Consider the following 24,622-nt stretch of genomic DNA (forward strand, 5'->3'; position numbering starts at 1 on the left):
CCGCAAACCTGCCTTCCCGCCTCCCGCACGTAGACTGTGCGGCACGAAGGAGGAGCCGAGATGGCACTATCGCCGGCCCCCGGGGCCCATCTGCCGACTCAGCCGGTGGAAGCCCTGCGTCCGCGCCGTTTCGCACACGAGGTCGATCCCGGCCCGGTCCAGATCCAGGCCCGCAAGGTGCATTTCGACCTGTCCGGAGTACCCCTCGAGTGGATCCCCGGCCATCCGGTGGCCTCCACGATGATCAACCTGTTCAACGTGGTGCTGCCCGCCGCCGAGCACTGGTTCGTCCGCACCTACAACGAGGCGCTGCCCTTGGTGAGGGATCCCAAGCTCGCCGACGACATCCGCGGCTTCATCGGTCAGGAGGCGACGCACGCCGCAGCCCACGACGATGTGATCTCCGACTTCCTCATCGGCAACGGGGTCGACCCGAAGCCGATGCTGGACCTCGTCGGCTATATGTTTGAAAAGGTCTTGGCGCCAAAGCATTTCGACGACCCCGAACGGCGCCTCAGCAACCTGTGCGAGCGGCTGTGGCTGATCGCAGCGATTGAGCACTACACCGCGGTGCTCGGTGACTTCGCGCTGAACTCCACCTGGGACGACCACGGAGCGGACCCGACCCTGGTCGACCTGTTCCGCTGGCACGGCAGCGAAGAGGTCGAGCATCGCTGCGTCGCCCACGACGTGGCGGTCTACTTCCACGACAGCTATCCGGACCGGATCCGGGCGATGACGGTCGCTGCGACGGCGATGTTTACCTTCTTCCAACGCGGCACCTGGTACCTGCTGAAGTCCGATCCCAGCAGCGACATCGGCTGGTTCCAGATGCAGCGCCTGCGGATGCGCGACTCCGAACTGGGCCTGCTGCCGAAGTTCCGGACCCTGTTCGGGGAGAACACGCTGTCCTACTTCCGGCCCGGTTACTCGCCCGAGGACATGGGGTCGACCGCCCAGGCCGTTGCCTACCTGGCCACCTCACCCGCCGCGCGCGCCGCGCACCGTTGATGGGTCTGCGCGAGCGCTACCGGCAACTGCCTGCCCATCCGCTGCGGCCGGGCCGGCGCTACGCGATGATCGGCATCGCCGACGTCGTGATCAATTCAATGGAAGCGTTGGCCGGCGCCGTCCGCAAGGTCACACCTCCCCGCGAGCTCGACCGCACCCTGATCCTGCGGGTCGCCGAGCGTGAGGTGGTGGCCCGCGACGAGAACGTCGTGGCGCTGACACTGGTCGCCGCCGACGGCGAATCGCTGCCCCGGTGGCATCCCGGATCACACATCGACATCACGCTGCCCAGCGGGCTGGTGCGGCAGTACTCGCTGTGCGGCGATCCCGCCCGCGCCGACAGCTACCGCATCGCGGTGCGGCGCATCCCCGACGGCGGCGGCGGGTCGATCGAAGTGCACGAGGGGCTGCATACTGGCGCGACCGCGACCTCACACGGGCCCCGCAACGCGTTCCCGCTGACCGTCCCCGGCTACGGCTCCCCCACCCGGCGGCTGCGGTTCGTCGCAGGCGGCATCGGCATCACCCCGATCCTGCCGATGCTGCGGCTGGCGCAGGCGCTCGGTGTGGAGTGGTCGATGGTGTACACCGGCCGCAGCCAAGACAGCCTCCCGTTCATCGAGGAAGTCGCACGGTTCGGCTCTCGCGTGCAGATTCGCACCGACGACGTCGACGGACTGCCTGACGCCGACGACCTGCTCGGCGACTGCCCCGACGGCACCGCGGTCTACGCGTGCGGTCCGGCGGCGATGCTGACCGTCATCCGCGAGCGGCTGGTCGGGCGCGACAACGTGGAACTGCATTTCGAACGGTTCGCCGCCCCGCCCGTCGAGGACGGCACGACCTTCTCGGTGACGGTGGCCGCACGCGACCAGACCATCGACGTCGGCGCCGAGGAGACGCTGCTCGCAGCGCTGCGCAGATCCGGTGTTCAGGCGCCGTATTCGTGCCAGCAGGGCTTCTGCGGTACGTGTCGCACCCGGGTGCTGGCCGGCGCCGTCGACCACCGCGACACGCTGCTCACCGACACCGAACGCGACGGCGGGCTGATGCTGATCTGCATCTCCCGCGCCGCCGAAGGTTCCCATCTGACACTCGATCTGTAGTCGTCTCGTACTATTCGCCCATGCCGTTGGCCGAGGGGGAGACTTTCGCCGGATACACCATCGTGCGACTACTCGGCTCCGGCGGAATGGGCGAGGTCTATCTGGCCGACCATCCGCGCCTGCCCCGACGCGACGCGCTCAAGGTGCTTCCCGCGTCGGTGTCGGCCGACGACGAGTACCGCAGACGGTTCCAGCGTGAGGCCGACATCGCGGCCACGCTGTGGCACCCGCACATCGTCGGGATCCACGATCGCGGCGAGGCCGACGGCCAGATCTGGATCTCGATGGACTACGTCGACGGCACCGACGCGGGGCAGCTGCTGAAGGAGCACCATCCCAACGGCATGCCTCCGACGGAGGTCGCCGCGATCGTCGCCGCCATCGCCGACGCCCTGGACTACGCCCACCAGGGCGGCCTGCTGCACCGCGATGTCAAACCCGCCAACATCCTGCTCGCCAGGCCCGAGGCAGACGATCGGCGAATCCTGTTGGCCGACTTCGGCATCGCCCGCTGGGCGGACGACGTCAGCGGTCTCACCGCGACCAACATGACGGTGGGCACGGTGTCCTACGCCGCGCCCGAGCAGTTGATGGGTGAAACGCTCGACGGCCGCGCCGATCAATATGCGTTGGCCGCCACCGCATTTCATCTGCTGACCGGGTCGCCGCCGTTTCGCAACTCGAATCCGGCCGTGGTCATCAGCCAGCACCTGTCTGCGGCGCCGCCCGCGATTGGCTCCCACCGACCGGACCTCGCGAACCTGGACCCCGTGCTGGCCAAGGCGCTGTCGAAGAACCCCAAAGACCGGTTCGAGCGTTGCGCGGACTTCGCCAGGGCGCTCAGCCACCACCTCGGCGTCGCCTCGTCGGACCCCGACAGCACCCGACTCGCCGTGGCCGCCGCCCAACCGAAGAAGTCGTGGCTGCGGCCGGGGTTGCTGGTGCCCGCGGTGCTCGCGGTGCTGCTGGTCGCCGCGGTCGTGGTGGCAGCCTTCCTGTTCGGCGAGGAACGCGCGAACGCCCCGGGCAGGTCGGCGACAGCTGCGTCGTCAACGCCGCCAGCCGCACCTCCTCCACCGCCGCCTCCGCCGCCGCCGACGACCACGGCGACCGACACTCCCACGACCACCGCCACCGACGACGACGCCGCCACCACAACGGCGTCCACGCCCGCCGACGACTCCGCCGCGGTGATCGGGGCCGACTGCTCCCCCGAGGGCGCGACCGCCCAGACCGACGACGGTTCGACCGCCTACTGCTCGACCCTGCAGAGCACGGGCGCCACGATCTGGTCACTGACCGAGGGCGATGTCCCGAGCCCGACGGTCACCACCGAGGTGACCGACCCACCGCTGCCGGTCGCTGAGGAATCGCCGGTCCGGGTGTGCATGGAGCAGACCGGCCAGACCCGCCGCGAGTGTCGCCGGGACATCCGGGAAAGCAACGGTTTGCCGCCGCTGCCATGAAATACGCCGTCGTCGCGCCCGTTGCGGCGGGCGTCACCGCAGACCCCGCCTTCATGGCCGCGTTCGCCACGCATTTGGAGGCCTGCGGGTTCGAGTCACTGGTCGTGGTCGAGCACACCGTGCTGATGTCGGAGTACACCAGCGTCTACCCCTACGACGCGTCCGGCCGGGTCGAACTGCCCGCCGACTGCGACGTGCCCGATCCGCTCGACCTGCTCGCCTACCTGGCCGGTCACACCCGGCGACTGGGCCTCGCCACCGGCGTGCTCGTGCTGCCCAACCATCACCCCGTCGTGTTGGCCAAGCGGGTGGCGACCGTCGACGCGCTCTCGGGCGGACGACTGCGGTTGTGCGTGGGGACGGGTTGGCTCAAAGAGGAGATCGAGGCGTGCGGGGCCGACTTCGGCAGCCGGGGCCGGCGCGCCGACGAGCAACTCGCCGTGCTGCGGCTGCTCTGGCAGGACCGCCCCGAAGGAGCCGACTTCCACGGCGAGTTCTTCGATTTCGACAACGCCATGTGCTACCCGAAGCCGCTGTCGCACATACCAATTCACATCGGAGGACACAGCAGGGCGGCGGCAAGGCGAGCGGGTAGGCTCGGTGACGGGTTTCAACCGCTGGGCGTCGGCGGCGCAGAATTGGCCGAAATCGTCTCGTTGATGCGCGAGGAGGCCGAACGGTGCGGGCGTGACCCCAATGCGCTGGAACTCTCGCTCGGGCATCTCGTCACCAAGGTCGATAGTGAGCGGGCGGCCAAACTGGAGGCGCTCGGTGCGGACCGCTTGATCCTGGCCATGCCGCCGACGGCCAATATCGACGAAGCGCGCGACGCGTTGAGCGCGTGCGCGCAGCGGCTGGGGCTTGGCGCATGAGGCTGCGCACCGCCGATCGACTGGCGCTGGCCGACCTGGTGCACGTCTACGCCTCCGCCGTCGACGACCGCCGCTTCGACGATGTCGTCGAGCTGTTCACCGAGAACGCCGAGCTGCGGCTGCCGGACCCGCCGCGGGCGCTGGAGCCGGTGCGCCGCCACCAGGGCCGCGACGGGGTGCGGGCGGCGATGGCCTCATTGGCCGCGGTGCCCAGGACCGAACACGCGATCGTCGGCGAGGTGTACGCCGCGGCCGACGAACCCGACTACGCACTCGGCCGCATCACCTGCATCGCCCACCACTGGACGGTCAGCGACGGTCAGGCGTCCGATCTGGTGTGGCATCTGCGCTATGACGACGAGTACCTGCGGACACGGGCCGGCTGGCGAATCCACGGCCGCGCGTTGACGATCAATGCGATCGAGACGCGACCGGTGCGTCGTCTGCGATTGCCGCCAGCAACAGGTCCAGCAGGACCCGCTGACCCTTCAACAGCTTGGACCGAGCCTGCGCCACGGAAAACCAACCCACCCGGTCGATTTCGGGAAACTCCCTGATCGTGCCCGACCCTCTCGGCCACTCCATGGTGAACGTGTTGGAGAAGGTGCCGTCCAGGTCGAGGTCGCCGCGCGCCGCGAATGCGGTGACGATCTTGCCGCTCGGCTGTTTGACGGGTGCGAACTCGATGCGCGGGCCTTCCGGCGGGCGCTTACCCAGTTCCTCTTCGAATTCACGGCGCGCGACGGCCCACGGGTCCTCGCCCTCGTCGTATTCGCCCTTGGGGATCGACCAGGCCCCTTCGTCCTTGCGCGCCCAGAACGGCCCGCCCGGGTGGCCGATGAGCACCTCGACTGCGCCGTCGCGCACCCGGTAGAGCAGCAGTCCCGCACTCAGCTTCGGCACGCCCTCATTTTTCCTTCCGCGAGCGACCGTGTCTGCACCGCGACATGCCGCGCCCAGGCGTACAAGAGAGGTCGGTCGCGGACCGCGAGTGGCACGAGACGGTCAGCGCTAGTACTTGCGGTCGCCCTCGCTGCTGTCGAAGAAGTCCCAGTCGCCATCGTCGTTCTTGACCTCCATGCGCCAGCCGAGCTCGGGGTCGGCCTTCTGGTCGACGAACCAGGCGTGGGCGTCGTCGGCGCTCTCGATGTCCTTCGTGTCGACAACCTCGCCCTTGGGATTCAGCACGCGATAAGTAGCCATGCCGACACAGTTCCCCGGTTCAACGGGTTTGAATCAGCCGGCTTTCGGCGTCGGAATACCCTCGCTGGCCGAGAACTCCGCGTCCTCCTGCGTGGACAGCCCGAACGAGACAACGGGCCGGTCGAAGAACACATCGGTCAGATATGCCAGTGTTACCGCCCAGCGGTTGACGAACCGCGGAATGGCGTATACGTGGTAAGCCCGGGTCACGACCTTGGCGGGAAAGCCCGATAACTGGATGTTGAGCGGATTGGCCACGGCGTAGCGCGGGCCCAGGTCGACGACCAGCCCCATGTTGCGGTGCTTGTAACGCTTCGGCTTGCCCACACCGAGGCTGGCTGCGACATTGCGCGCCAACACCTTTCCCTGCCGGGTGGCGTGCTGGGCGGTCGGCGGCGTGATCTTGCCCGGCTGTGTGACGTCGGGCACCGCGGCGGCATCGCCCGCAGCGAATACCCCGGAATGGCCGGGAACCTGGAGCTCGGTGGTCACTTTCAGCCGGCCGCGCTCGGTCGGCAGCCCGAGCTTTTCGATCAGCGGCGCTCCCGTCACACCGGTGACCCACGCCACGGTATGGGTGCGGACCAGCGAATCATCGCTGAGCACAACGTGTTCGGCGTGCACTTCCTTGAGCGTGACCCCCAGCCGGACATCGATGCCACGCTCTTTGAGCACACGCTGCGCCGCAGCGCCCAACTTCTCCCCGACTTCCGGCATCACCTGCTCGGCGAGGTCGAGCAGCAGGAATTTGACTTCGCTCGGGTCGAAGCCCATCTGGTTGGCGGCCGAGTCGGCCAGCGCCCGCAGTTGCACCGCGAGTTCCGTCCCCGAGTACGACGCGCCGATCACGACGATCGTGCGCCGTGCCTGACGGCGGCCCGGATCGTCGTCGACGTCGGCCAGTTCGAGTTGCTGGATCACGTGATCGCGCAGATACAACGCCTCGGCGGTCGACTTGAGACCACGCGCGTGCTCGGCGAGGCCGGGCACGTCGAACAGCTTGGTGACCGAACCGGGCGTCAGCACCAGCCGATCCCATGACAGCGCGCGCGACCGTTCCTCGGGATCGGTGAACGTGACGGTGCGTCCTTTGAAGTCGACCTCGTCGACCCGGCCGCGGATCGCCTGCACGCCGCGTAAGGCGTTGGCCAGCGGGATCGCGACGAAGCGGGCATCGACCAAGCCGCCCGCGACGTCCGGCAACAGCGGCGTGTACAACATGTAGTCGACCGGCGAGATGAGTGAGATCTCGACGTCTGCGCGCTCTCTACGCAATTTCTTGGCCAGAGTCCGCGCACATTCGAAACCGGTGAAGCCGCTGCCGACGATTACCACGGAGGTCATGGGCCCGACTGTACGGAACCGGTCCCGGCGGGGAATGCTGGAGGCATGACGCGCCCGGAACCTCTGCGCCGATTCGATCCGTTCCGACCCATCGACATGTTGACCGCGTTGTGGTCGTCGGCCGCGGTAACGCCGGTCACCACAGGCGCCGCCGCGGCGTACCGCACGCTGTTCATGACGGTGCGCCGGCTGGTGGTGGGCAGGCGGCTCAGCGTCAAACTCGATGAGGCGGACCTGACGCTGACGGTCACTGAGTTCGACTCGCATCTCGACCCCCGCGGCCTGTCGGTCGGCCAGCTCAACGACGTCCGGCTCGCCGCACGCGACATCCGGTGCAACGAGGCGCGGTTCGACCATGCCACCGCGGTGTTGCACAACGTCCACATACGACCGACGGCACCACCGGTCCTGGTCGCGGCGCCCGTCGAGCTGACGCTGGAGATTCCGGCGCCGGTTCTCGACGACGTGTTCCGTTGGGCCGCGCCGAGGCTCGCGGGCGCGATCGGCGCCGACGGTGTGGCCCGGCTGCGCCTTGCACGACGACCGGGGGCCGGCAACCTCGAGGTCGACGCCCATCTCGACGGCTCGACGCTGTGGCTCAAACCACGTTGCATCACCTTTCGCCGGACCCGCTGTCCGCTGCCGGCGCGGACCCCGGCCTATCCCGTGCGGCTGCCCGAACTGCCGCACGGTGTCCAACTGACCGGAATCAGCTTCGCGCCGGGGGTGGTACGGCTGTCGGCGTCGGTGGCGGAGTGGCGGATGGACCTGCCGCTGACCAGGCTCGAGGACATTCTCGGACAGTTGAGCGCCGTCGGCCGTCCGCTGCAACTGAGCCGGTTGGGCCGCCTGCTCTGACGTTATTGCGCACACCGAACAACGTTGCGCCGCTTAAAATCTGCCATTCTTTCGGCCATTTCCTGCCAGGGAATTAAACCGGCTCCTTCTTCGTTGCCGCCTATGAGTCGATCGAACGCGCCCAACACCGAAATTCGTTGGCGGAAGACCGCTTCGGCGGCTCGCAGACATGGAAAAGAGGCAGCATATGAAGAAGATAGGAATCGCAGCTGTAGCGAGCGGACTGGCAGCCGCCCTGATCGGGCTGGCCGCACCAGTGGCCGCCGCACCTTCGGGGGGGCAGAACGCACAGGACACCATCAACCAGCTCAAGGCTGAGGGATACAGGGTCGTCGTCACTCAGGTGGGCACCGCCCCGCTGAGCGAGGCCGAGGTGGTCGCGGTCCGCGAGGGCCCCACCTTCACCCGGATCGATGCGGGCAGCCCGGTGATCGGGAGTAGCCATAACTTCATCACGCATCAGGACCGTCTCGTCTACGTAGACGTCAAGTAGCCGGTTTGTGAAAGAGGGCACGAGAGGGGCACCCGCGAGGGTGCCCCTCTTCGCGTTTGGGCACAATCCTGGCTGTGGCCGAACTCGCCCGGTATCAGGACGGGCCCGCACGGGTCGTGATCCTGTCAGACGGCGCCGATGTGGTCTTCCGGACCGACCACGCCGACGGCGAACGGCCGAATATCACCGAAACCCGCATGCCGGTCTCCGATTTCGTCGCCCGAGGCGAAGGCCCGTGGCCCTGGTACGACCTCGGCCCCAAACGCGAGGCTTCGTTGAGGGCGCTGGCCGCGCTCGGCGTCGACCCACCGGATTGGACCGAGCCGTTACCACCGGACGTCCTTGACCTGTTCGACCGGGCACAGCGCGGCGACTCGGCGGTGATCGAACTGCTCGCGATGGGTGCCGATCCCGATCCCGTGGACGCATGTGGTGCATCACCGCTCTGGTACGCGGTGCGCTCACCGGGGTTGGGCATCGCGGTGGCGTTGATCGATGCCGGCGCCGACGCGGGACGCCGCATCGAGTTGTCGGCTCACAGTGAGCGCTACACCAGGATCCTGCACGAGATCGTGCGCAACGGTCGCACGGTGGCGCTGAACCACGCCCTGGCCAACGGCGTCTGCCCGGCGGTGCTGGACTCCGAGGGCGCGACACCACTGCACGTGCTCAGCAGCGACGGCGACAACGTCAACCCGCAAATGGTGCGCGCCCTGGTCCGTGCCGGTGCGCCGGTCCAGGCAGCGCTGCCCGACGGTACTCAACCCATCGACAGGGCCGCGCGGCTCGTGCTGCCCGCGACCGTCGCGGCGCTCGTCGACCACGGCGCCGACCCCGGGCGCGGGCTCGACGCGCTGATGTCGTGGTGGGCTCTCGGGGCGGAGGTCAGCGCCGAGAAGGCCGGTGTCGTGGCCGACGTCGTCGATGTGCTGCGCACCGGCGGCGCCGAGGTGACCGCACGACACCTTGACCTCGCGGCCGGTGCCAGCGTCGAGCGGGTGACGGCGGCCCTGCGTCCTTAGCAGACCCTCGCGGGGTCTAGATCCCGAGGAACGGCAGCGGGATCGGCGAGTTACCGCTGCCGATCGACGACACCATTGCAGGGCAGAACATCGAGATGGCGATGCCGGTGAACATGGTCGCCGGGCCCAGCGACATGCCGCCCATTTCGGCGACCTTGGCCGCGACGTTGGCGGCGTTCTGGCCCGGATCGGACAGCATGGGGCACACCTGCTGGCCGACGGCGACGGCACTGCTCGGATCGCTCATGACGACGCCGGCCTCGGACACCGCGTTGAGGAAGGCGTCGTCGACGGGGTCGGCCTGCGCGGGCGCGGCCACCACGGCCGCTGCGGCGAGAAGTCCGGAGGTCAGCGCGAGCGCCGACACGGGTTTGCTAAGCACCCGGGAAGCCTACGCTGTGGAACCCTCAGACGCCCGTCCAGGCGGTGTCGATGGTGGAGCCCACGTCGATCACCTTGGCCTTCTGGGAGGCCGGGCTGTCGATCTCGCCGGCGACGTGGGCGGCGATGAACCGCCGGATCTCGGCGTCGATGCCACCGAGGATGCGAACCAGCTCCCCCCGCAGCGACTTGGACGTGACATGGATGGAGATGTCGGAGGCCCGCGGTTTCTCGACGTCGAGGATCAACAGCAACGGTTCCGCGGCACGGGCGGTCGCATTCAGCGCGATCTCGCCGAAAACCATGAACTTCGGCTTGTCGATGCGCAGATCGACCATCATGTCGATCTCCAGGGGGATGCGGATGGCGAACGTGATCATCGGGCCCACGTGGCGGGTCAGTCGCGGTTCCTGGATCCGCACCTTGGCGGTGACCTTCGCGATCTTGCCCGGACCCTGAGCGATCGGGCCCATCTCGAACTCGTCGCCGGCGATGTCGGCGATAGCGCTGCCGACGCGCTGCTCGGTCACGGCGACCTCGAAGAATCTGCGGCCGAATTCCTCGTAGGTGATCTCGGTGGGCTCATCGTCGACAGGCATGGTGCTCATACAGTCTCACGCGCCCAGTTCGCGCTGCACGCGACGCGACCGCTGCGACCGAATTGAGACACCTCGTACACGCCTCTCGCGTTCCCGCGACCGTTCCGCGACCCCGTATGCCTACCGTCAACGACCGTCGTTGCTGCGTGCCTCGGCCCCGCTCTCCTCCGCGTCGATAGCGTCGTCGGAAAACGTCTGGCCGACGTAGGTGCCGTCGTCGCCGCCGCTGTCCTTGCCGGCGCGCGAGGTTGCCACGTGGTCGTCCTCGGTGACGCCCTCTTCGCTGGTGTCGTCGTCTTCGCGCGGAGTCATGCGGCCGGATTACCCGCCGTGGATGTGGTCAAACGGTCCCTCGACGGAGACCGGGGAGGCACCAGCTTGAGCGCCAGAAGCCCGAGCACCGCCACGACGAGGGCCGGTGTCCCGTACAGCAGGACCCCCATGGCCAGCGTTGTCGTCGAACCGCTCATCGCGGAGGCCACCACGTAGACCGAGAACACCCAGCTCGCGAGCAGGGCGACGCTCATCACGACCACCGCGACGGCCATGCTGCGGGCAGGCCCGTAGTACCGGTAACCGCTGACAGTGAGCACCGCGACGGTCGGGATGCCCAAGATCGCGGCGGCCGCCCATATCTGCTCGAGCGTCGCGAGCCGTCCGATTGTGGGCAGGATCAGGCACGACGCCAGCACCGCGGCCACGACGACGCCCACAACGGCGATCTCGCGTGAATCAGTGTGTCGCATGGTTGCCGGGTTGCCCCCGGCCCGAGGACGCGAAACGTCGGGTGGTTCAGCCCACCGGGGCGGCGTAGTAGCGGATTCGCCTGATCGAGAACGGTGTCGCCGCCACGTCGGCGATGAGCACATCGCGCGACCCGGCGCCCTCAATGCCGCACACCAGGCTGTGACCCGAACCGATCAGTTTGCGCGAGCGGGCGCCGGCAAGCCGGGACAGCAGCTCGGTGCTGCCCATCGGCGTGTGCTCACCTGCGGTGATCTGTGCGGCGCCGCCCAACCAGCGCCGCAGCCCGACCTCGTCACCGGCATGGGCAGCCGCCAGGAACTCGTCGAACCGTCGCTTGCCCTGGGGGCCGATCCCCCGGAAGCCGCCGAGAAAGCCGAGCGCCCCGACGATGCCCTGGTTCGTCAGTAGCGCCCGCGACAGTTGCAGCCCGGCGGGCACCGATCGGATCCCGCCTCTGAGGAACTGCCCGACCATCGCTGGAAGTTCCCAATAGGCTGACAGCTCAGCGATTTTCAGCTCGTCCGCGTCGACTTCGAGGTGGTAACGCAGGTAGGCGGGAATCCGCATCGTCAAACCGGCCGCCATTCGGACCTCCAGTTCCAGATCGCGGATCACGGTCGAGCCGACCACGATGTCGACGTCGCGGTGGAACGCGATGTCGCGCGGACCGACGAAGGTGTCGTAGAAGCGGGCGATGGCCGTCGTCCCGCGGTGCGGTTGCGAACCCACCGGGTCTTCGATGATCCCGTCGAAGGTGAAGGCCGCGACCCACGCCTCGCGATCGTGGACGGCGACCGCGGCCGGGGATCGCTCGACGGCGGCCAGGGCGTCGGCCCGGGAGATGGCCATAGAGGTTGCCTACCACTTCGGGATCGCTTCAGTCGACTACTTCCCCGCATGCGGGCACACTGGAAGAGATACCGCGCACAGGTGCGGGCGCCCCAGGAGGAGACACGATGAGCAGCAACGGCCCGTTCGGGTTCGACCCCGAGGAGTTCGACCGCGTCGTGCGCGAAGCCGGTGAGGGTCTGCGCGACGCGCTCGACGGCTTCGGCAGGTTCTTCAGCACGTCAGGGGAACGCGCGGGCTGGGCCAACCTGGTTGACGAGTTCACCCGCTCGTCGCGGCCCCGACGCGAACCGGAGACCACCGGGGAGACCGGTGACGGGGTGTGGGCGATATACACCGTGGACGACGACGGCGGTGCGCACATCGAGCAGGTCTACCCCACCGAGTTGGATGCGCTGCGGGCCAACAAGAACAACACCGATCCCGCCCGCAAGGTGCGGTTCCTGCCGTACGGCATCGCGGTCAGCGTCTTGGACGCATCCGATCCCGACTCCACCCCCAGCGACGACGCCTAGCGCGAAACCGTGTGCGCCGCTTCACCGTTGGTTTGTCGGCTGGGCTTCGAGCACTCGCGCAATATCGGGTTTCATCTGCTGCAACTGCTGGCCTGCATAGCCCCAGCTGTGGATGCCCGCGGGGAAATTGAAGACGCCGTTGTTCCCGCCGGCGGCGATGTATGCGTCGACGAACGCCCGGTTCGACTCGATCGCGAAGCCCTCGAGGAAGCCGAGCCCGGCGATGGGTGCGTCGGGATTGGTCAGCGCGGGATCGGTGAGCGTGCCGTCGCCGCAGTAGATCCAGACGCGCGTTCCGTTGGCGGCGAGCCGACCGGCCTGCACCGTGGGATCGTTGCGGGCCCACGCCGGATCGCCGGGCGGGCCCCACATCGCGGCGGGATCGAAGCCGCCGTTCCACATCTGCGCGACCCTGACCTGACCCGGGCCGTTGGGTGCCGACAGGTTCAGAAAGCCCGACAGCGATCCGGCGTAACTGAACAGTTGCGGGTGGTAGGCGGCCAAAATCAGCGCCGCCGAACCGCCCATCGAGAACCCGACCACGGCGTTGCGGGTCGGCCGGACCCCTTTGTTGGAGGCCAGCCACACCGGCAGTTCCTGGGTGAGGAAGGTCTCCCACTTGTACGTGTAGGTCGTGCCGTTGCCGACCGCGGGCGCATACCAGTCGGAGTAGAAGCTCGACTTGCCGCCGACGGGCATCACCACCGAGATGCCGGAGCCGTCATACCAGTCGAAGGCCTGGGTGTTGATGTCCCAGCCGTTGAGGTCGTCGCCCGCCTCCATGCTGTCGAGCAGATACAACGCCGGTGAGTCGTCGCCGGCACCGAGGAACTCGACGCGAACGGTGCGGTTCATCGCCGCCGACGGCACTTCCAGGTGTTCGATCGGAAGGCTCGGATCCGAAAAGGCCTGTGCGGTTGGGCTCGCACCGCCGGCAGCGAGGGCCGGCAGCATCGCTGCGGCCACCGTCGCTGCAGCCCATCGCGTAGCCCGGCGCAATGACGGCCACTTCACGAGCGCCATCGATGACCTCCCTATCATCGCCGACCCTGAGCGGACGATACGCCCGCGAGAGCCATCACCCGCGGTTTTCGCAACACTCGCCCCTCTTTCGCGAAATGGCATTCCGGCAGGGAAAGTTCGAGTGGACGCCTTCCGGAATGCCATTTCGCGGCCGAGTCGGCGCAGCGTCCCGGCGCCATTTTGCTAAGTTTGCATAAATAGCGACTTTGGCGGGCGTACGGTGCGCTCGATGCGGAACTCGCCCGTGGGTCGACGAGGAGGCGCTGTCTTGAGATCGCTGACATACGAACGGCTTTTCATCGGCGGCCGATGGGAAGCGCCGGCCACCGGGCAACGTATCGCGGTCATCTCACCGCACACCGAGGAGCGCATCGGCGAGACACCGGAGGCCGCCGCCGGCGATGTCGACCGCGCGGTGCAGGCAGCCCGCAGGGCGTTCGATGAGGGTCCGTGGCCGCGGATGAGCGTCGACGAACGCATGGAGAAGGTCGAGAAGCTCGCGACGGTCTACGCGGCTCACACCGACGAGATGGCCGACCTCATCACCGCGGAGATGGGCTCGCCGCGCAGCTTCAGCCGGTTGGGGCAGGCCACCGGCGCGCTGGCTCAGATGCATCTGATCCTGGCCACCGCGAAGGAGTTCCCGTGGATCGAGCGGCGCCGAGGGTTGTTCGGCGACGTACAGATCCGGCGCGCGCCCGTCGGCGTGGTCGGTGCGATCGTGCCGTGGAACGTGCCGCAGTTCCTCATCATGCCGAAGATGATCCCGGCACTCATCGCAGGCTGTGCGGTGGTGGTCAAACCGGCTCCCGAGACGCCCATCGACGCGCTGTGGCTGGCCGAGATGCTCGAGGAAGTCGACCTCCCCGAAGGCGTCGTCTCAGTCCTTCCCGGCGGACGCGACACCGGTGAGCACCTGGTGCGTCACCCCGGAGTGGACAAGATCTCGTTCACCGGTTCGTCGCCCACCGGACGCCATATCGCCGCCGTATGCGGGGAGCAACTCAAACGCGTCAGCCTCGAGTTGGGCGGCAAGTCGGCGGCGATCATCCTCGACGACGCCGACATCGACCGCACGGTCGAGCATTTGAAGACGGCCAGCCTGATGAACAACGGGCAGGCGTGCGTCGCGCAGACGCGGATCCTGGTGAGCGAACGCCGACACGACGATGTGGTGGACGCGCTGAGCGCGATGATGTCGGGGCTTCAGGTGGGTGATCCCGCCGACGATGCCACCGACATCGGCCCGCTGGTGGCGCAACGTCAACAGCAGAGGGTGCAGGGTTACATCGATGCGGGGCTCGCCGAGGGGGCGCGAATGGTGGTGGGCGGCACCGACTCACCGCGTGAGCGCGGATGGTACGTCCAGCCGACGCTGTTCACCGACGCCACCAACGAGATGCGTATCGCCCGCGAGGAGATCTTCGGGCCGGTGCTGACCGTGCTGACGTACGCCGATGAACGCGACGCGATCCGGATCGCCAACGACAGCGACTACGGGCTGGCAGGCTCGGTCTGGACGGCCGACGTCGCGCACGGGCTGGAGATCGCCGCGCAGATTCGGACCGGCACCTACGGGATCAATATGTACACGCTCGATACGACGATGCCGTTCGGCGGGTTCAAGCAGTCCGGAATCGGTCGCGAGTTCGGCGCGGAGGGACTCTCCGAGTACGTCGAGTTGCAGACGACCATCAGCGCGGACAAGATGCCCGACCTAACGTGACAGCTCGAGCGTCAATTCCGCCGGGCAGCACAGCTCGCCGCGTTGGTTGCTCACGGTGATCTGCAGATCGACCAGGCCGCTGTCCCGCTTGGCCACGACGCGCCCGCGACCCACCATGGAGTCGCCGGCGTAGATGGAGCCCAGCAGGGTGATCTTGCGGCGCACCACCCGGCTGTAGGGGCCGGCCCAGTCGGTGGCGATACGGTCGACGAATCCGGCGATGTGCATCGTGTTGACGAAGATCGTCGGATACCCCTGCTGTTCGGCGTAGCGCGGATCGTAGTGTGCCGGAAAGTAATCCCATGTCGCACCGGGGTTCATCACGACGCGCTGGTAGTCGATGTGGTCCACCAGTTCCGGCAGGTCCGTAGGGACCGTGACCCGCTTCCATTGCACGCCGTCTTCCGCCATCACGTTTGCGCCTCGGGCGTGAACCGGAACAAGGTGTTGCGGTTGACGGCGACCAATGTGCCGTCGTCGCGGCGGAACTCGTCGCAAGTCTGCACGAAGTGGCCGATCCCGAGGCGAGTGCGCTTTGGAGGCGAGACCGACACGACCTCCTCGATCACGTGCAAGCGATCCCCTTCCACGATGGCGCAGGGGAACTCGGCGTCGTTGGCGGCGTTGATGAACGTCGTCCCAGGCAGCGGCACGCGAATCGCGATCGCGGCGAGCGGCGGTCGGCGGTTCGGCAGCCACGGCGGCGGGATCAGCCACCCCATCAGCAGCCCGGGTGGGGCCAGCAACCCGCCCCACTGGCGGCGGGCGAAATCGTCGTCCCAGTAGCCCGGATTGGAGTCGCGGACCATGGCCGCGAAGTGTTGGATGCGGGCCGCGCTCACTGCGGTCCCGGCGTACCGCGGCTCCGTGCGCGTGCCGACCATCTGCAACGCGTCGTCATATGTGCCGAACGCCAGCTCGTAGCGCACAGTCTCGGTCACCCCGGCAGCGCGCTCTCACGGGGAACCGCATCCCAGGCCAGTCGGCGCGAGGCGAAGTACCACCCGCCGCGCTCGTAGACGAGACGGTCGGTGTAGCTGCCGGTGGCCTGGAGTTCGTTGTCACAGAACAGCAATGCGACGCACTGCTGAGTCGCTTCGACGCCGTCGACGGTGATGTCGTGGTCGACGGTGACCAGTCGCCGACCATTTCCACCGTCGAAAGCGTCGGCAAGGGTGGTGAACGACTCCTCGCCCCTGGTGTAGGTCGCACCGGAATGCCGGAAGGTGGCGAGCCAGCCGGTCAGGTCACCGCTGGAGAACAACCGGTTGTGCCTGGCGTCGAGGTTGAGGATTCCTGCCCGCCCCGCCAGCCCGTCGAGCACGTACTGCTGTTGGTAGCTCAATGCCATCGTGTGACTCCTTCACCGACTCAGCAGGTAGCCGTGGGCTTCTCGGTCCCATACCGCCGAGCTCAGGCCCCGTTGCCGCAGAAGATCCTTTCGCACCCGCCCGATGACGTTCTTCGGAATCTCGTCCAGCACTTCGAGGTACCGGGGCACGCAGAAGTACGGCATGCGCGCCGCGCAGAAGTCCAGCAGCTCGGGAAGGTCGACCGCCGCACCGGGACGTACGGCCACGACGACGAGGATGTCGTCCTCACCCACATCGCTCGGGACGGCGACCGCGGCGGCTTCGGCGACCGCCGGGTGCTGCATCACCACCTGCTCGAGCTCGACCGAGGACACGTTCTCCCCGCGTCGGCGCAGCGAGTCCTTGGCGCGGTCGACGAACGTCAGATTCTGGTTGTCGTCGAGGAAACCCAGATCGCCCGTGCGGAACCACTCCGGGTGGGGTTCGATCCGCAGGCCGCGGTGCCCGGGCGCGGACGACACATACCCCTCGCTCATCACATGCGCTGTCCGCGGCCGGCACGCGATCTCACCCGTCACCCCGACGGCGACGGGGCGGCCGTCCCCGTCGACGATGCGTACCTCGAAGGCCGGGTTGACTTGCCCTGACGTACCCGGGACGCCGTCGTCCGAAACCGCCTTATATGCGATCGGAAACGCCTCGGTCAGCCCGTACATCGTCACCACGCGGCACCGGTAGCGGTCCTCGATCGCGCGGTACAGCTCAGCCGAAATGGGTGCGGCCGAGATGAAGCGGATCCCGAGCTGCGCGTCGCGGGGGTCGGGCGGCAGAGTCCACAGCATCGACACCATCGCACCCGCCCCGGCGAACCCCGCTGCGCCACAGGCCCGCAGCTCTTCGCACACCTCGGCGGGGTGAAACGCGCCCGCCAACACGCCGGTGGCGCCGACGAGCATGGGCGCCAGCACCGTCGGGGCGGCGCTGAGGTGGAACAGCGGCATCGCCGTCCAGATCACGTCGCCCCGGCCGTACTCCCACGCCGACGCGACGGTGGCGGCCGCGACGAACAGGTAGTGCCACGTGGTCGCCACCGCCTTCGACGGACCGGTGGTTCCCGAGGTGAAGAACAGCGCTCCTACGTCGTCGGCATCGGTGTGCACCGTCGGGCAGGTGGCGCCGTGCGATGTGCTCAACTCCGCGGCGACCGAATCGTCGATCAGCAGGGCCGCCGCCGGAGCGTCGAGCCGGTCGACCACCTCGGCGAGTCGAGCGCGACGGGCCTCGTCGGTCACCACCAGCCTGGCCTGCGACACGTTCAGCGCGTGCGACAGGAAATCACCCTTGTTCGCGGCGTTGACCGCCGCACTCACCGCGCCCAACCGGGCGGCGCCGAGCCAGAAGTACACCCACTCCGGACAGGTACCGGCGAACAGCGCGACGGTGTCACCGCGGCGCACGCCGCGATCGGCCAGCATCGCCGCGGCGGCGCGGGACCGGTCGCGCATCTGGGCGAACGTGATGGGCGCGCCGTCGATCGACATCATCACCTCGTCGCCGAACTGGTCGGCACGGCGGTCGAGAACCGAAGCGACCGTGAACCGTTCGACGCCGAAAGCCGCGGGCTCCACGCGCCATGCCCGGTCCGTGGGCATCAAACCTGCGCCGCGGACGGGTCGGGTTCGCCGGTCGCCGTGTACCCGAAGTCGGTCGCCGACGGTTGGGTACCGGGATAGAACCGGTGCGCCCAGCGGCGCAGCGCGGCGTAGTCGCGGGCCTCCTCGGGCGCAAGGTTCGGTTTCTCCAGGTACTTCATGTTCTCCCAGGTGAAGAAGTCCTGTTTGATGACTTCCTGCTGCAGCTGCAAGAACTTCGCCGCCCGGCCGGTGGGCTTGTCGCCGTGATCACCGGCTTCGCGGATGGATGCCTGGGTGTAGAAGTAATCGGTGTAGTCCTCGTCGACCGGCGTCTGGCCGGTCACCTGGACGGTGGCGACCAGCTCCGACGGGAAGCGCACGACGCCGAGGCCCAGCGAATAGTTGTCGTAGATGATCTTCGCGTCCACGGGCCCGTTCGGGGTGAGCCACGTCTTGGCCCGTCCCCCACCGAAATTCGCGTTCACCGTCGCATGCAGGTGGTAGCCGGACACTTCGAACGACGCGGTGTTGGCGGGATTGGCCGCCTTGTGCACGTACTGGACGTGGTAGGGGTCCGCCGCGTTCTCGATGATCATCTGCGCATGCACCTTGACCCTGTTGACCATCCGGGTGTGGGGGTGCAGCGGGTAGTACTCGTCGGTCTCGAGTTCGGGTAACACCGGTGGCTGCCAGTACGGCGCGCGGCTGTGACGTTCGTGCCACACGAGGATGAAGCCGTACCACTCGGTGCACGGGTAGCGCTTGATCCGTACGTTCTGTTTGCAGCCGATCTTGCTGTACGGGATCAGCGCGTTGGTGCCCTCACCGGTCCACTGCCAGCCGTGCCACGGGCAGACGATGTTCTCGCCCTCGACGGTGCCGCCGACGCCCATGTTCGCACCCAGGTGCTGACAGTAGGCGTCGAGCACATTGACCCGACCCGATTGCGTCCGGAAGATCACCAGCTCCTCGCCGAAGTAGTGGGCGCGTTTGACCTGACCGTCGGCCAGGTCCGAGGAGAACCCGACGATGAACCATCCGGTCGGGAACCGGTAGGTCGACAGGCTGATTCCGCTGGGCCCGAACTCGCGCTCCGACGGGTCGAGGGTGGGATCGTCGACCGTATCCGTCATCGCAACTCCGTCCGCGCACGCACCAGCCGGGCTCAGCGGCGCTGTCCGTTGCCTATTTTTACTATTTTAGGCATTCTGGGTCAAGGACGGCGAAGGGAACCGCGCATGACAGCGACCACTCCGGTCGACCTGTCCGATCCGGCGTTGTGGCAGAACGGTTTTCCCGACGCGCTGTTCACAGAGCTGCGGCGCGAGCGACCGATCTTCAAACACGAACTCACCGACCGGGTGGCGGCGACGCTGAAGCGCGATTTTTGGATGACGACCAAGGTGCATCACATGCACCGCATTCACCGCGATACCGAATCGTTCACCGCCGCCGAGGGACCGCTGATCCAAGGTGTGGGTGCGGTGGGGGCGTTCCCGACGATCATCAACATGGATCCGCCCGAACTACTCAAGCGGCGCCGGGTGATGTCACACGCGTTCACGCCGAAGGCGATCGGGAAGCTCGAACAGGATATCCGCACGCGGGCCGCCGGCCTGATCGACCACTTGCTGGAGCGTGGCGGCGGAGACTGGATCGCCGATGTCGCCGATGCTCTGCCCATGTCGGTGATCGGCGACATCGTGGGCATACCCGAAGAGGACAGACCGGAGATCTTCGAGACCTTCGACCTGATCCTGCAGGCGAATTCGGCCTCGTCGGGACGGGAGGCCGAACAGCAGCATCTCGAGCTGTTCGGCAAGGTCTTCACCTATGCCTCGGAACTGACCGCCGCGAAGCGCCTGCGACCCACCGACGACATCTGGAGCACCCTGGCCACGGCCGTGGTGACCGACGAGGACGGCGAGCAACTGTCGATTCCGGCCACCGAGCTCGACATTTTCTTCTTCGTGATCGCGTTCGCGGGCAGCGACACCACGAAGAACGCATTGGCCTACGGGCTCCGGGCGTTCGTCGACAATCCCGACCAGATCGAGCGCTACCGCGCGGACCCATCGGTGCGCCAGTCCGCGGTCGAAGAGGTGCTGCGATGGTCCACCCCGGTGGCGTTCTGGAGCAGGGTCACCAAGGTCGATTTCGAGATCGACGGCGTCATGATCCCCCGAGGCGAGCGCGTGGTGTCGATGTTGCGGTCGGCCAACCGCGACGAGGACGTCTTCGCCGATCCGTTCGCGTTCGACATCGGTCGTGCGGACAACCCGCATGTGGCTTTCGGCGGCGGCGGACCACACCACTGCCTCGGTGCGATGCTGGCCCGGGCGGAGATTCGCGCTGTGCTCGACGAGTTGTTGTGCAGGGCCGAAGACATCACGCTCGGACGGGTCGACGTCACCTATCCGAGCCTCACCAACAACATGACGATCTACCACTCGATGCCGATCTCGCTGCGGGGACGCTGAATTCACAACCCCTTCGGCCGCGACCCGATGACACCCTGGGCCTCGAGCCGCTCCAGGTCGCTTGCGGTCAGACCGCACAGTGTGGTGAGGACCTCGGCGTTGTGCTCACCCAGCGTCGGCGGTGGGCGCTGCAGCCAGGTCTGACTGTCGGCCAGCGGCGTGAACGGTGGGCACGGGTAGAGGTTTTCCCCGGTGCGGGAATGGTGAAGGCGTTCGAAGAACCCGCGGTGCCGCAGTTGAGGGTTCTCGGTGACGAGCGACGGCGACACCACGACCGCGGCGGGCACGCCCGCACGTACCAACTCCTCCACGGCGGCTTCGGCGTCGCGTGCGCCAAGCCAGGTCTCGAGCTCCGCACCTCCGGTGACATCGGCCAGCGCGGCGCCTTCGTCTTCGGTGCGCGCGGCGAGTGCGATCCAGCTGTCGTCGCCTGCGCACCTATAGACATCCTGTACGGCCGCCCCGTACCCCCGGTTGCCCCGTCGTTCCATCACCCGCCCGAACACCTCGTATTCGATTGTCTGAACGGCTGTTACGTTGAGCACCGCTTCGATCATCGGCACCTCGACGAGCTGCCCCTCACCGGTACGGTCGGCGAACTCGAGTGCAGCGAGCGTCGCGAAGGCGGCGTGCGCACCGGCGAGCGGATCACAGGCTCCGCGCGGGGCGATCGGCGGGCCCTCGGGCATCCCAGTGACCCAGGCAAGGCCGGCGATCTGCTCCATCGTCGGAGCGAAACCGACGCGGTCGCGCCAGGGTCCGGTCAATCCGAACGCGGGCATCCGCACCACGACCAGGCGCGGATTGAGTGCGAGCAGTTCCGCTGCGCCGAGACCGAATTGCTCCATCACGCGCGGCGAGAAGTTCTCGACCACGACGTCCGCCTGACCGATGAGGCGCCGAACCAGCCGGAGCCCCTCCTCGGACTGCAGATCGAGGGTGACCGACCGCTTGTTGGTGTTCATCGCGTGGAAGACCCAGCCGTACTCCCACCAGTCGTCGACGTCCTTGCGCATGCCGCCCGAATAGCGGATACCGTCCGGGCGCTGGATGGATTCGACCTTGATGACGTCCGCGCCGAACGCAGCCAACGAATGGGTGGCAGCCGGGCCGGCCCAGAACGCGGTGAAGTCGACGACCCGCACCCCCGCGAGCGGCATGCGCCCGGTCGGCGCCGATTCGGTACGCAGATCCCGTGGTTCCCAGAACGTTTCATCGTCACCGTCCCCGACCGCGGGTGAGGTGGCGACCGGTGCGGGACGCGCGCTCGACATCAGCCACGGGGGCCTTGGCTGGTGGAACCCGGCCGGGTTGTCGATGTAGACCCCACGTTCGCGAAGGTGATCCATCGACGGAATGGTCGCGCCGTTGCCCAACGGCGCCAACGGCAACCGGAACAGCTGCCCCAGTTCGACGATCTCGGCGACCGTGCGTTCCCTCATCCACGGGTCGATGCGTTCGCGGATCCAGTCGCGGTAGTCCCACCGGCCGATCTGGAACTGCAACTGCGCGATCTCCGTCAACTCCGGGCAGTCGACCATCGCGGCGAAGTCCAGCCACTGCTGGCCGGTCACCATGCTGATGCCGACGTAGCCGTCCTTGGCGAGTTCGATGGACGGCACCTCCACCGACCGCCGCACGGGCGGGACTTGTAGGAGCGCCGAATGCAGCCATTCCCCACTCTGCATCAGCGTGATGGCCTCGAGCAGCGACATGTCGAGGTGGCCACCCGCTCCGCCGTCACAAACGCGCCGCCGCAGAGCCAGCGCACCGTAGGCGGCCCACGTTCCACCCATGTACTCCCCCAGGTCTCCGCCGATCGAGATCGGCGGACCCGCCGGATCGCCACGAAATCCGGTGAGCCCCGACGCGGCCTGCAGCGTGAATTCGGTGGCGGGCCGCCGAGACCACGGCCCCGTCCAGCCGAAGTCCGAGATCGAAACGACTATGCATCCGGGCGAGGCCGCCAGCAGCGCTTCGGGGTCGACACCGTCCCGTCGGGCCGTGGCCTCATCCGCGGTCACCACGATGATGTCGGCGCACGACAGCAGATGACTTGAAATGGCTGTGACGCTGCGCTTTCCAGCGTTGAGATAGCAGAACAGCGGCGAGTCGGCGTCGTCATGTATTGGGCTGTCGCTGACCGTGACCCGGCGCAGCGGATCCCCCTCGGGTGGTTCGACCTTGACCACGTCGGCGCCCGCGTCGGCAAGAAGCTTGCCGCAGTACGCCCCGGCGATGCGGTCGCTGACCTCGAGGACCCGCACATCGTGCAGCGGGGTGGCTACCGTGCCACTCACACCGTCGCCCACGCATACCTCCCGGTCCGCCGTCATCTTAGTGACCATCGCCGCATGGCAAGGCAACGCTGCAGGTGGCCGGGCTATCACTGTTAATATTGCTAAGATATGACAACACTGGGAATCGGGCCCGAGGCACGTCGCCGCCTCGGGGCGCGCCGCACAGCGGAGATCGTCGCCGACGAGCTGCGCCGCCAGATCATCGAGGGTGAGCTCAACGACGGTGACCTGCTGCCTCGTCAGGAAGTGCTCGTCGAGCAATTCAGCGTGAGCCTGGTGTCGTTACGAGAAGCCTTGCGAATTCTCGAGACTGAAGGCCTCGTCTCGGTGCGTCGAGGCAACCGTGGCGGAGCGGTCGTGCACGCGCCCGCCAAAGCCAGCGCCGCCTACATGCTGGGCCTGCTGCTGCAGAGTGACTACGTGCCGCTCGCCGACCTCGGCACGGCGCTACAGGAACTCGATCCGATGTGTGCGGCGCTCGCCGCGCGCGGACCCGACCGCGGTAAGACGCTCATCCCCAAACTCAGGGACCTCAATGCGGCGATGGCCGAACACATCGACGACGGAGCGCGATTCACCGAGATCGGCGGGCAGTTCCACGACGAGATCGTCCGCGGTTGCGGTAACCACACGATGATCGCGGTCGTCGGCAGCCTGGAGACACTATGGACCGGGCACCTGAACTGGTGGGCCGAAGACAGCGCCGCCAAAGGCGAGTACCCGGCGATGAACAAGCGCCGCATCGCGTTGACCGTCCACACCAAGATCGCCGACGCGATCGAGGCGGGCGACGGCGAACGCGCACGAAAGCTGGCCGCCAAGCACGTCGCCGACACTCAGACCTACCTGTTGGCAGGAAATCCCGAACAACGGATCGTCGCACTGTCACCGCAGGCGCTCGCGCAGCGGAAGCGTTAGACAGCTTGAAAGGCAATGCGTGCGAACGGCTTTGATCACCGGCGGTAGCGGTGGAATTGGCAAGGCGTGCGGGCGCAAGCTCGCCGAACTCGGTTACGACGTGGTGTTGACGGCACGGCGGGAGGCGCCGCTACGGGCCGCCGCCGAGGAGATGGGCGCGCGCTACGTCGTCGCCGACGCGAGCCTGCCGTCGGGGTTCGCCCCCGCCGTCGAGGCGGCAGGCACCATCGACCTGCTCGTGCACGCCTCGGGGATCCTCGGTGGAACCTACGCCCGCAAACAGACTTTCGAGCAGTGGCGCGCGACGATGTCGGCGAACCTGGACTCCTGCTTCGTGGTGACGTCGGCCGCGCTGCCACGGATGCGGGCCGGCTCCCGGTTCGTGTTCATCTCGTCGTCGGCGGCGCATGAGCCGATGCGCGCCCGCACCGCCTACTCGGCGGCGAAGGCGGGCATGAACGCTTTCGCCAGCGCGCTGGCGCAGGAGGTCGACCGCGACGGAATCAATGTGCACGTCGTCACTCCCGGGCCCGTCGAGACCGAGATGCTTCAGGACGTGCCGTTCGAGATGTACGCGATCCGGGCAGCGGATGTGGCCGACGCCGTCGCCTGGCTCGACACCGTCGACCCGGCGGTGGACGTGCCGGAGATCAGGTTGCATGCGATCACGCGCGGACCGTCGGCCCGTCCGCCGGTCGTCCCCCTCGAGGCACAACGCCGCGCCAATACGTGATTTCGGTGGCTCCGCCGCCCCTGCGCTTA

General features: G+C 67.6%; 27 protein-coding genes and 1 pseudogene. 13 read left to right on the top strand and 15 right to left on the bottom strand.

All coding sequences use genetic code 11. The annotated features are described in order from the left end of the window. Window positions 1-60 precede the first annotated feature (60 nt). The 5 genes and pseudogenes from A5790_RS11945 to A5790_RS25445 all read left to right on the top strand — a co-directional run. Complete coding sequence (locus tag A5790_RS11945; protein WP_066844022.1) at window positions 61-1,011, top strand: metal-dependent hydrolase; 951 nt, start codon at window positions 61-63, stop codon at window positions 1,009-1,011. Further along, entirely contained in the window at window positions 1,011-2,117 is a 1,107-nt protein-coding gene (locus tag A5790_RS11950; RefSeq protein ID WP_066844024.1) for a PDR/VanB family oxidoreductase, read from the top strand. Before A5790_RS11945 ends, A5790_RS11950 begins: the two co-directional genes overlap by 1 nt. A gap of 20 nt (window positions 2,118-2,137) precedes the next feature. After that, the gene (locus A5790_RS11955) at window positions 2,138-3,583 is read left to right on the top strand and encodes a serine/threonine-protein kinase (protein ID WP_066844027.1); all 1,446 of its coding nucleotides are present in this window, start codon (window positions 2,138-2,140) and stop codon (window positions 3,581-3,583) included. After that, complete coding sequence (locus A5790_RS11960) at window positions 3,580-4,455, top strand: LLM class F420-dependent oxidoreductase (protein WP_066844030.1); 876 nt, start codon at window positions 3,580-3,582, stop codon at window positions 4,453-4,455. The genes A5790_RS11955 and A5790_RS11960 overlap by 4 nt, the downstream gene beginning before the upstream one ends. After that, window positions 4,452-4,844: pseudogene (locus tag A5790_RS25445) on the top strand (nuclear transport factor 2 family protein); the annotation flags it as partial. The gene A5790_RS11960 and the pseudogene A5790_RS25445, both read left to right, overlap by 4 nt. A 22-nt stretch (window positions 4,845-4,866) precedes the next feature. Here A5790_RS25445 and A5790_RS11970 read toward each other — a convergent pair. From A5790_RS11970 to A5790_RS11980, 3 genes are all read right to left on the bottom strand, one after another. Continuing rightward, window positions 4,867-5,358: an NUDIX domain-containing protein gene (locus tag A5790_RS11970; RefSeq protein ID WP_066844035.1), complete on the bottom strand. Its 492-nt coding sequence runs from the start codon at window positions 5,356-5,358 to the stop codon at window positions 4,867-4,869. Between the two features lie 108 nt (window positions 5,359-5,466). Further along, window positions 5,467-5,658: a hypothetical protein gene (locus A5790_RS11975; protein WP_064348755.1), complete on the bottom strand. Its 192-nt coding sequence runs from the start codon at window positions 5,656-5,658 to the stop codon at window positions 5,467-5,469. Between the two features lie 33 nt (window positions 5,659-5,691). Further along, window positions 5,692-7,002, bottom strand: coding sequence for an NAD(P)/FAD-dependent oxidoreductase (locus A5790_RS11980; protein ID WP_066844038.1), 1,311 nt, complete (start codon window positions 7,000-7,002; stop codon window positions 5,692-5,694). Between the two features lie 45 nt (window positions 7,003-7,047). Here A5790_RS11980 and A5790_RS11985 point away from each other — a divergent pair, with 45 nt between their 5' ends. The 3 genes from A5790_RS11985 to A5790_RS11995 all read left to right on the top strand — a co-directional run bounded on the left by A5790_RS11985 (window position 7,048) and on the right by A5790_RS11995 (window position 9,375). Then, window positions 7,048-7,860, top strand: coding sequence for a hypothetical protein (locus A5790_RS11985; RefSeq protein ID WP_066844041.1), 813 nt, complete (start codon window positions 7,048-7,050; stop codon window positions 7,858-7,860). 187 nt (window positions 7,861-8,047) lie between these two features. Next, window positions 8,048-8,353: a hypothetical protein gene (locus A5790_RS11990; RefSeq protein WP_066844189.1), complete on the top strand. Its 306-nt coding sequence runs from the start codon at window positions 8,048-8,050 to the stop codon at window positions 8,351-8,353. Window positions 8,354-8,427: 74 nt separating this feature from the next. After that, window positions 8,428-9,375, top strand: a complete 948-nt coding sequence (locus tag A5790_RS11995) for an ankyrin repeat domain-containing protein (RefSeq protein WP_066844044.1) — start codon at window positions 8,428-8,430, stop codon at window positions 9,373-9,375. A 16-nt stretch (window positions 9,376-9,391) separates the two neighbouring features. On the opposite strand, the gene A5790_RS12000 is transcribed toward A5790_RS11995, so the two are convergent. The 5 genes from A5790_RS12000 to A5790_RS12020 form a co-directional block, all read right to left on the bottom strand. Continuing rightward, complete coding sequence (locus tag A5790_RS12000; RefSeq protein WP_066844047.1) at window positions 9,392-9,757, bottom strand: DUF732 domain-containing protein; 366 nt, start codon at window positions 9,755-9,757, stop codon at window positions 9,392-9,394. Window positions 9,758-9,782: 25 nt separating this feature from the next. Continuing rightward, window positions 9,783-10,364, bottom strand: a complete 582-nt coding sequence (locus A5790_RS12005; protein ID WP_174522722.1) for a hypothetical protein — start codon at window positions 10,362-10,364, stop codon at window positions 9,783-9,785. A gap of 117 nt (window positions 10,365-10,481) precedes the next feature. After that, window positions 10,482-10,667 (bottom strand): hypothetical protein, encoded by a 186-nt coding sequence (locus A5790_RS12010; RefSeq protein ID WP_066844049.1) that lies wholly within the window; start codon window positions 10,665-10,667, stop codon window positions 10,482-10,484. Then, window positions 10,664-11,101: a hypothetical protein gene (locus A5790_RS12015; protein ID WP_126315862.1), complete on the bottom strand. Its 438-nt coding sequence runs from the start codon at window positions 11,099-11,101 to the stop codon at window positions 10,664-10,666. The genes A5790_RS12010 and A5790_RS12015 overlap by 4 nt, the downstream gene beginning before the upstream one ends. A gap of 46 nt (window positions 11,102-11,147) precedes the next feature. Continuing rightward, complete coding sequence (locus A5790_RS12020; protein WP_066844056.1) at window positions 11,148-11,951, bottom strand: ketosteroid isomerase family protein; 804 nt, start codon at window positions 11,949-11,951, stop codon at window positions 11,148-11,150. 107 nt (window positions 11,952-12,058) lie between these two features. Between A5790_RS12020 and A5790_RS12025 the strand changes: the two genes are divergently transcribed. Beyond that, on the top strand, window positions 12,059-12,466 hold the full coding sequence (locus A5790_RS12025; protein ID WP_066844059.1) for a hypothetical protein: 408 nt from the start codon (window positions 12,059-12,061) through the stop codon (window positions 12,464-12,466). Window positions 12,467-12,487: 21 nt separating this feature from the next. Here the strand turns inward: A5790_RS12025 and A5790_RS12030 are convergent, their stop codons facing one another. Continuing rightward, a complete protein-coding gene (locus tag A5790_RS12030; RefSeq protein ID WP_066844062.1) occupies window positions 12,488-13,489 on the bottom strand; it encodes an alpha/beta hydrolase family protein in 1,002 nt (333 codons plus the stop codon). Window positions 13,490-13,757: 268 nt separating this feature from the next. Between A5790_RS12030 and A5790_RS12035 the strand changes: the two genes are divergently transcribed. Then, window positions 13,758-15,215, top strand: a complete 1,458-nt coding sequence (locus tag A5790_RS12035) for an aldehyde dehydrogenase (protein ID WP_066844065.1) — start codon at window positions 13,758-13,760, stop codon at window positions 15,213-15,215. Here A5790_RS12035 and A5790_RS12040 read toward each other — a convergent pair. The 5 genes from A5790_RS12040 to A5790_RS12060 are packed head-to-tail and all read right to left on the bottom strand — an operon-like array spanning window position 15,207 to window position 19,295. Beyond that, on the bottom strand, window positions 15,207-15,626 hold the full coding sequence (locus tag A5790_RS12040) for a MaoC family dehydratase (protein ID WP_066844067.1): 420 nt from the start codon (window positions 15,624-15,626) through the stop codon (window positions 15,207-15,209). The two genes, A5790_RS12035 and A5790_RS12040, sit on opposite strands and share 9 nt — an antisense overlap. Further along, window positions 15,626-16,099 carry a MaoC family dehydratase gene (locus tag A5790_RS12045; RefSeq protein WP_066844190.1) on the bottom strand — a complete coding sequence of 158 codons (474 nt, stop codon included), beginning with the start codon at window positions 16,097-16,099 and terminating at the stop codon, window positions 15,626-15,628. The genes A5790_RS12040 and A5790_RS12045 overlap by 1 nt, the downstream gene beginning before the upstream one ends. Window positions 16,100-16,152: 53 nt before the next feature. Further along, window positions 16,153-16,566, bottom strand: coding sequence for a nuclear transport factor 2 family protein (locus tag A5790_RS12050; protein WP_066844069.1), 414 nt, complete (start codon window positions 16,564-16,566; stop codon window positions 16,153-16,155). 12 nt (window positions 16,567-16,578) lie between these two features. Further along, entirely contained in the window at window positions 16,579-18,180 is a 1,602-nt protein-coding gene (locus tag A5790_RS12055; protein WP_066844070.1) for an AMP-binding protein, read from the bottom strand. Then, window positions 18,180-19,295 carry an aromatic ring-hydroxylating dioxygenase subunit alpha gene (locus A5790_RS12060; RefSeq protein ID WP_066844072.1) on the bottom strand — a complete coding sequence of 372 codons (1,116 nt, stop codon included), beginning with the start codon at window positions 19,293-19,295 and terminating at the stop codon, window positions 18,180-18,182. Before A5790_RS12060 ends, A5790_RS12055 begins: the two co-directional genes overlap by 1 nt. Before the next feature lie 105 nt (window positions 19,296-19,400). Between A5790_RS12060 and A5790_RS12065 the strand changes: the two genes are divergently transcribed. Further along, window positions 19,401-20,642 (top strand): cytochrome P450, encoded by a 1,242-nt coding sequence (locus A5790_RS12065; protein ID WP_066844075.1) that lies wholly within the window; start codon window positions 19,401-19,403, stop codon window positions 20,640-20,642. Window positions 20,643-20,644: 2 nt separating this feature from the next. Here the strand turns inward: A5790_RS12065 and A5790_RS12070 are convergent, their stop codons facing one another. After that, on the bottom strand, window positions 20,645-22,978 hold the full coding sequence (locus A5790_RS12070; protein WP_066844078.1) for a CoA transferase: 2,334 nt from the start codon (window positions 22,976-22,978) through the stop codon (window positions 20,645-20,647). Between the two features lie 72 nt (window positions 22,979-23,050). Here A5790_RS12070 and A5790_RS12075 point away from each other — a divergent pair, with 72 nt between their 5' ends. Together A5790_RS12075 and A5790_RS12080 are read left to right on the top strand one after the other, a co-directional pair. Next, window positions 23,051-23,860, top strand: a complete 810-nt coding sequence (locus A5790_RS12075) for a FadR/GntR family transcriptional regulator (protein ID WP_066844081.1) — start codon at window positions 23,051-23,053, stop codon at window positions 23,858-23,860. Between the two features lie 19 nt (window positions 23,861-23,879). Beyond that, window positions 23,880-24,593, top strand: coding sequence for an SDR family NAD(P)-dependent oxidoreductase (locus A5790_RS12080; protein WP_066844084.1), 714 nt, complete (start codon window positions 23,880-23,882; stop codon window positions 24,591-24,593). Window positions 24,594-24,622 lie beyond the last annotated feature (29 nt).

The sequence above is a fragment of the Mycobacterium sp. 852002-51152_SCH6134967 genome (genome assembly GCF_001667105.1).
In the GTDB taxonomy this organism is placed as follows: Bacteria; Actinomycetota; Actinomycetes; order Mycobacteriales; family Mycobacteriaceae; genus Mycobacterium; species Mycobacterium neumannii_A.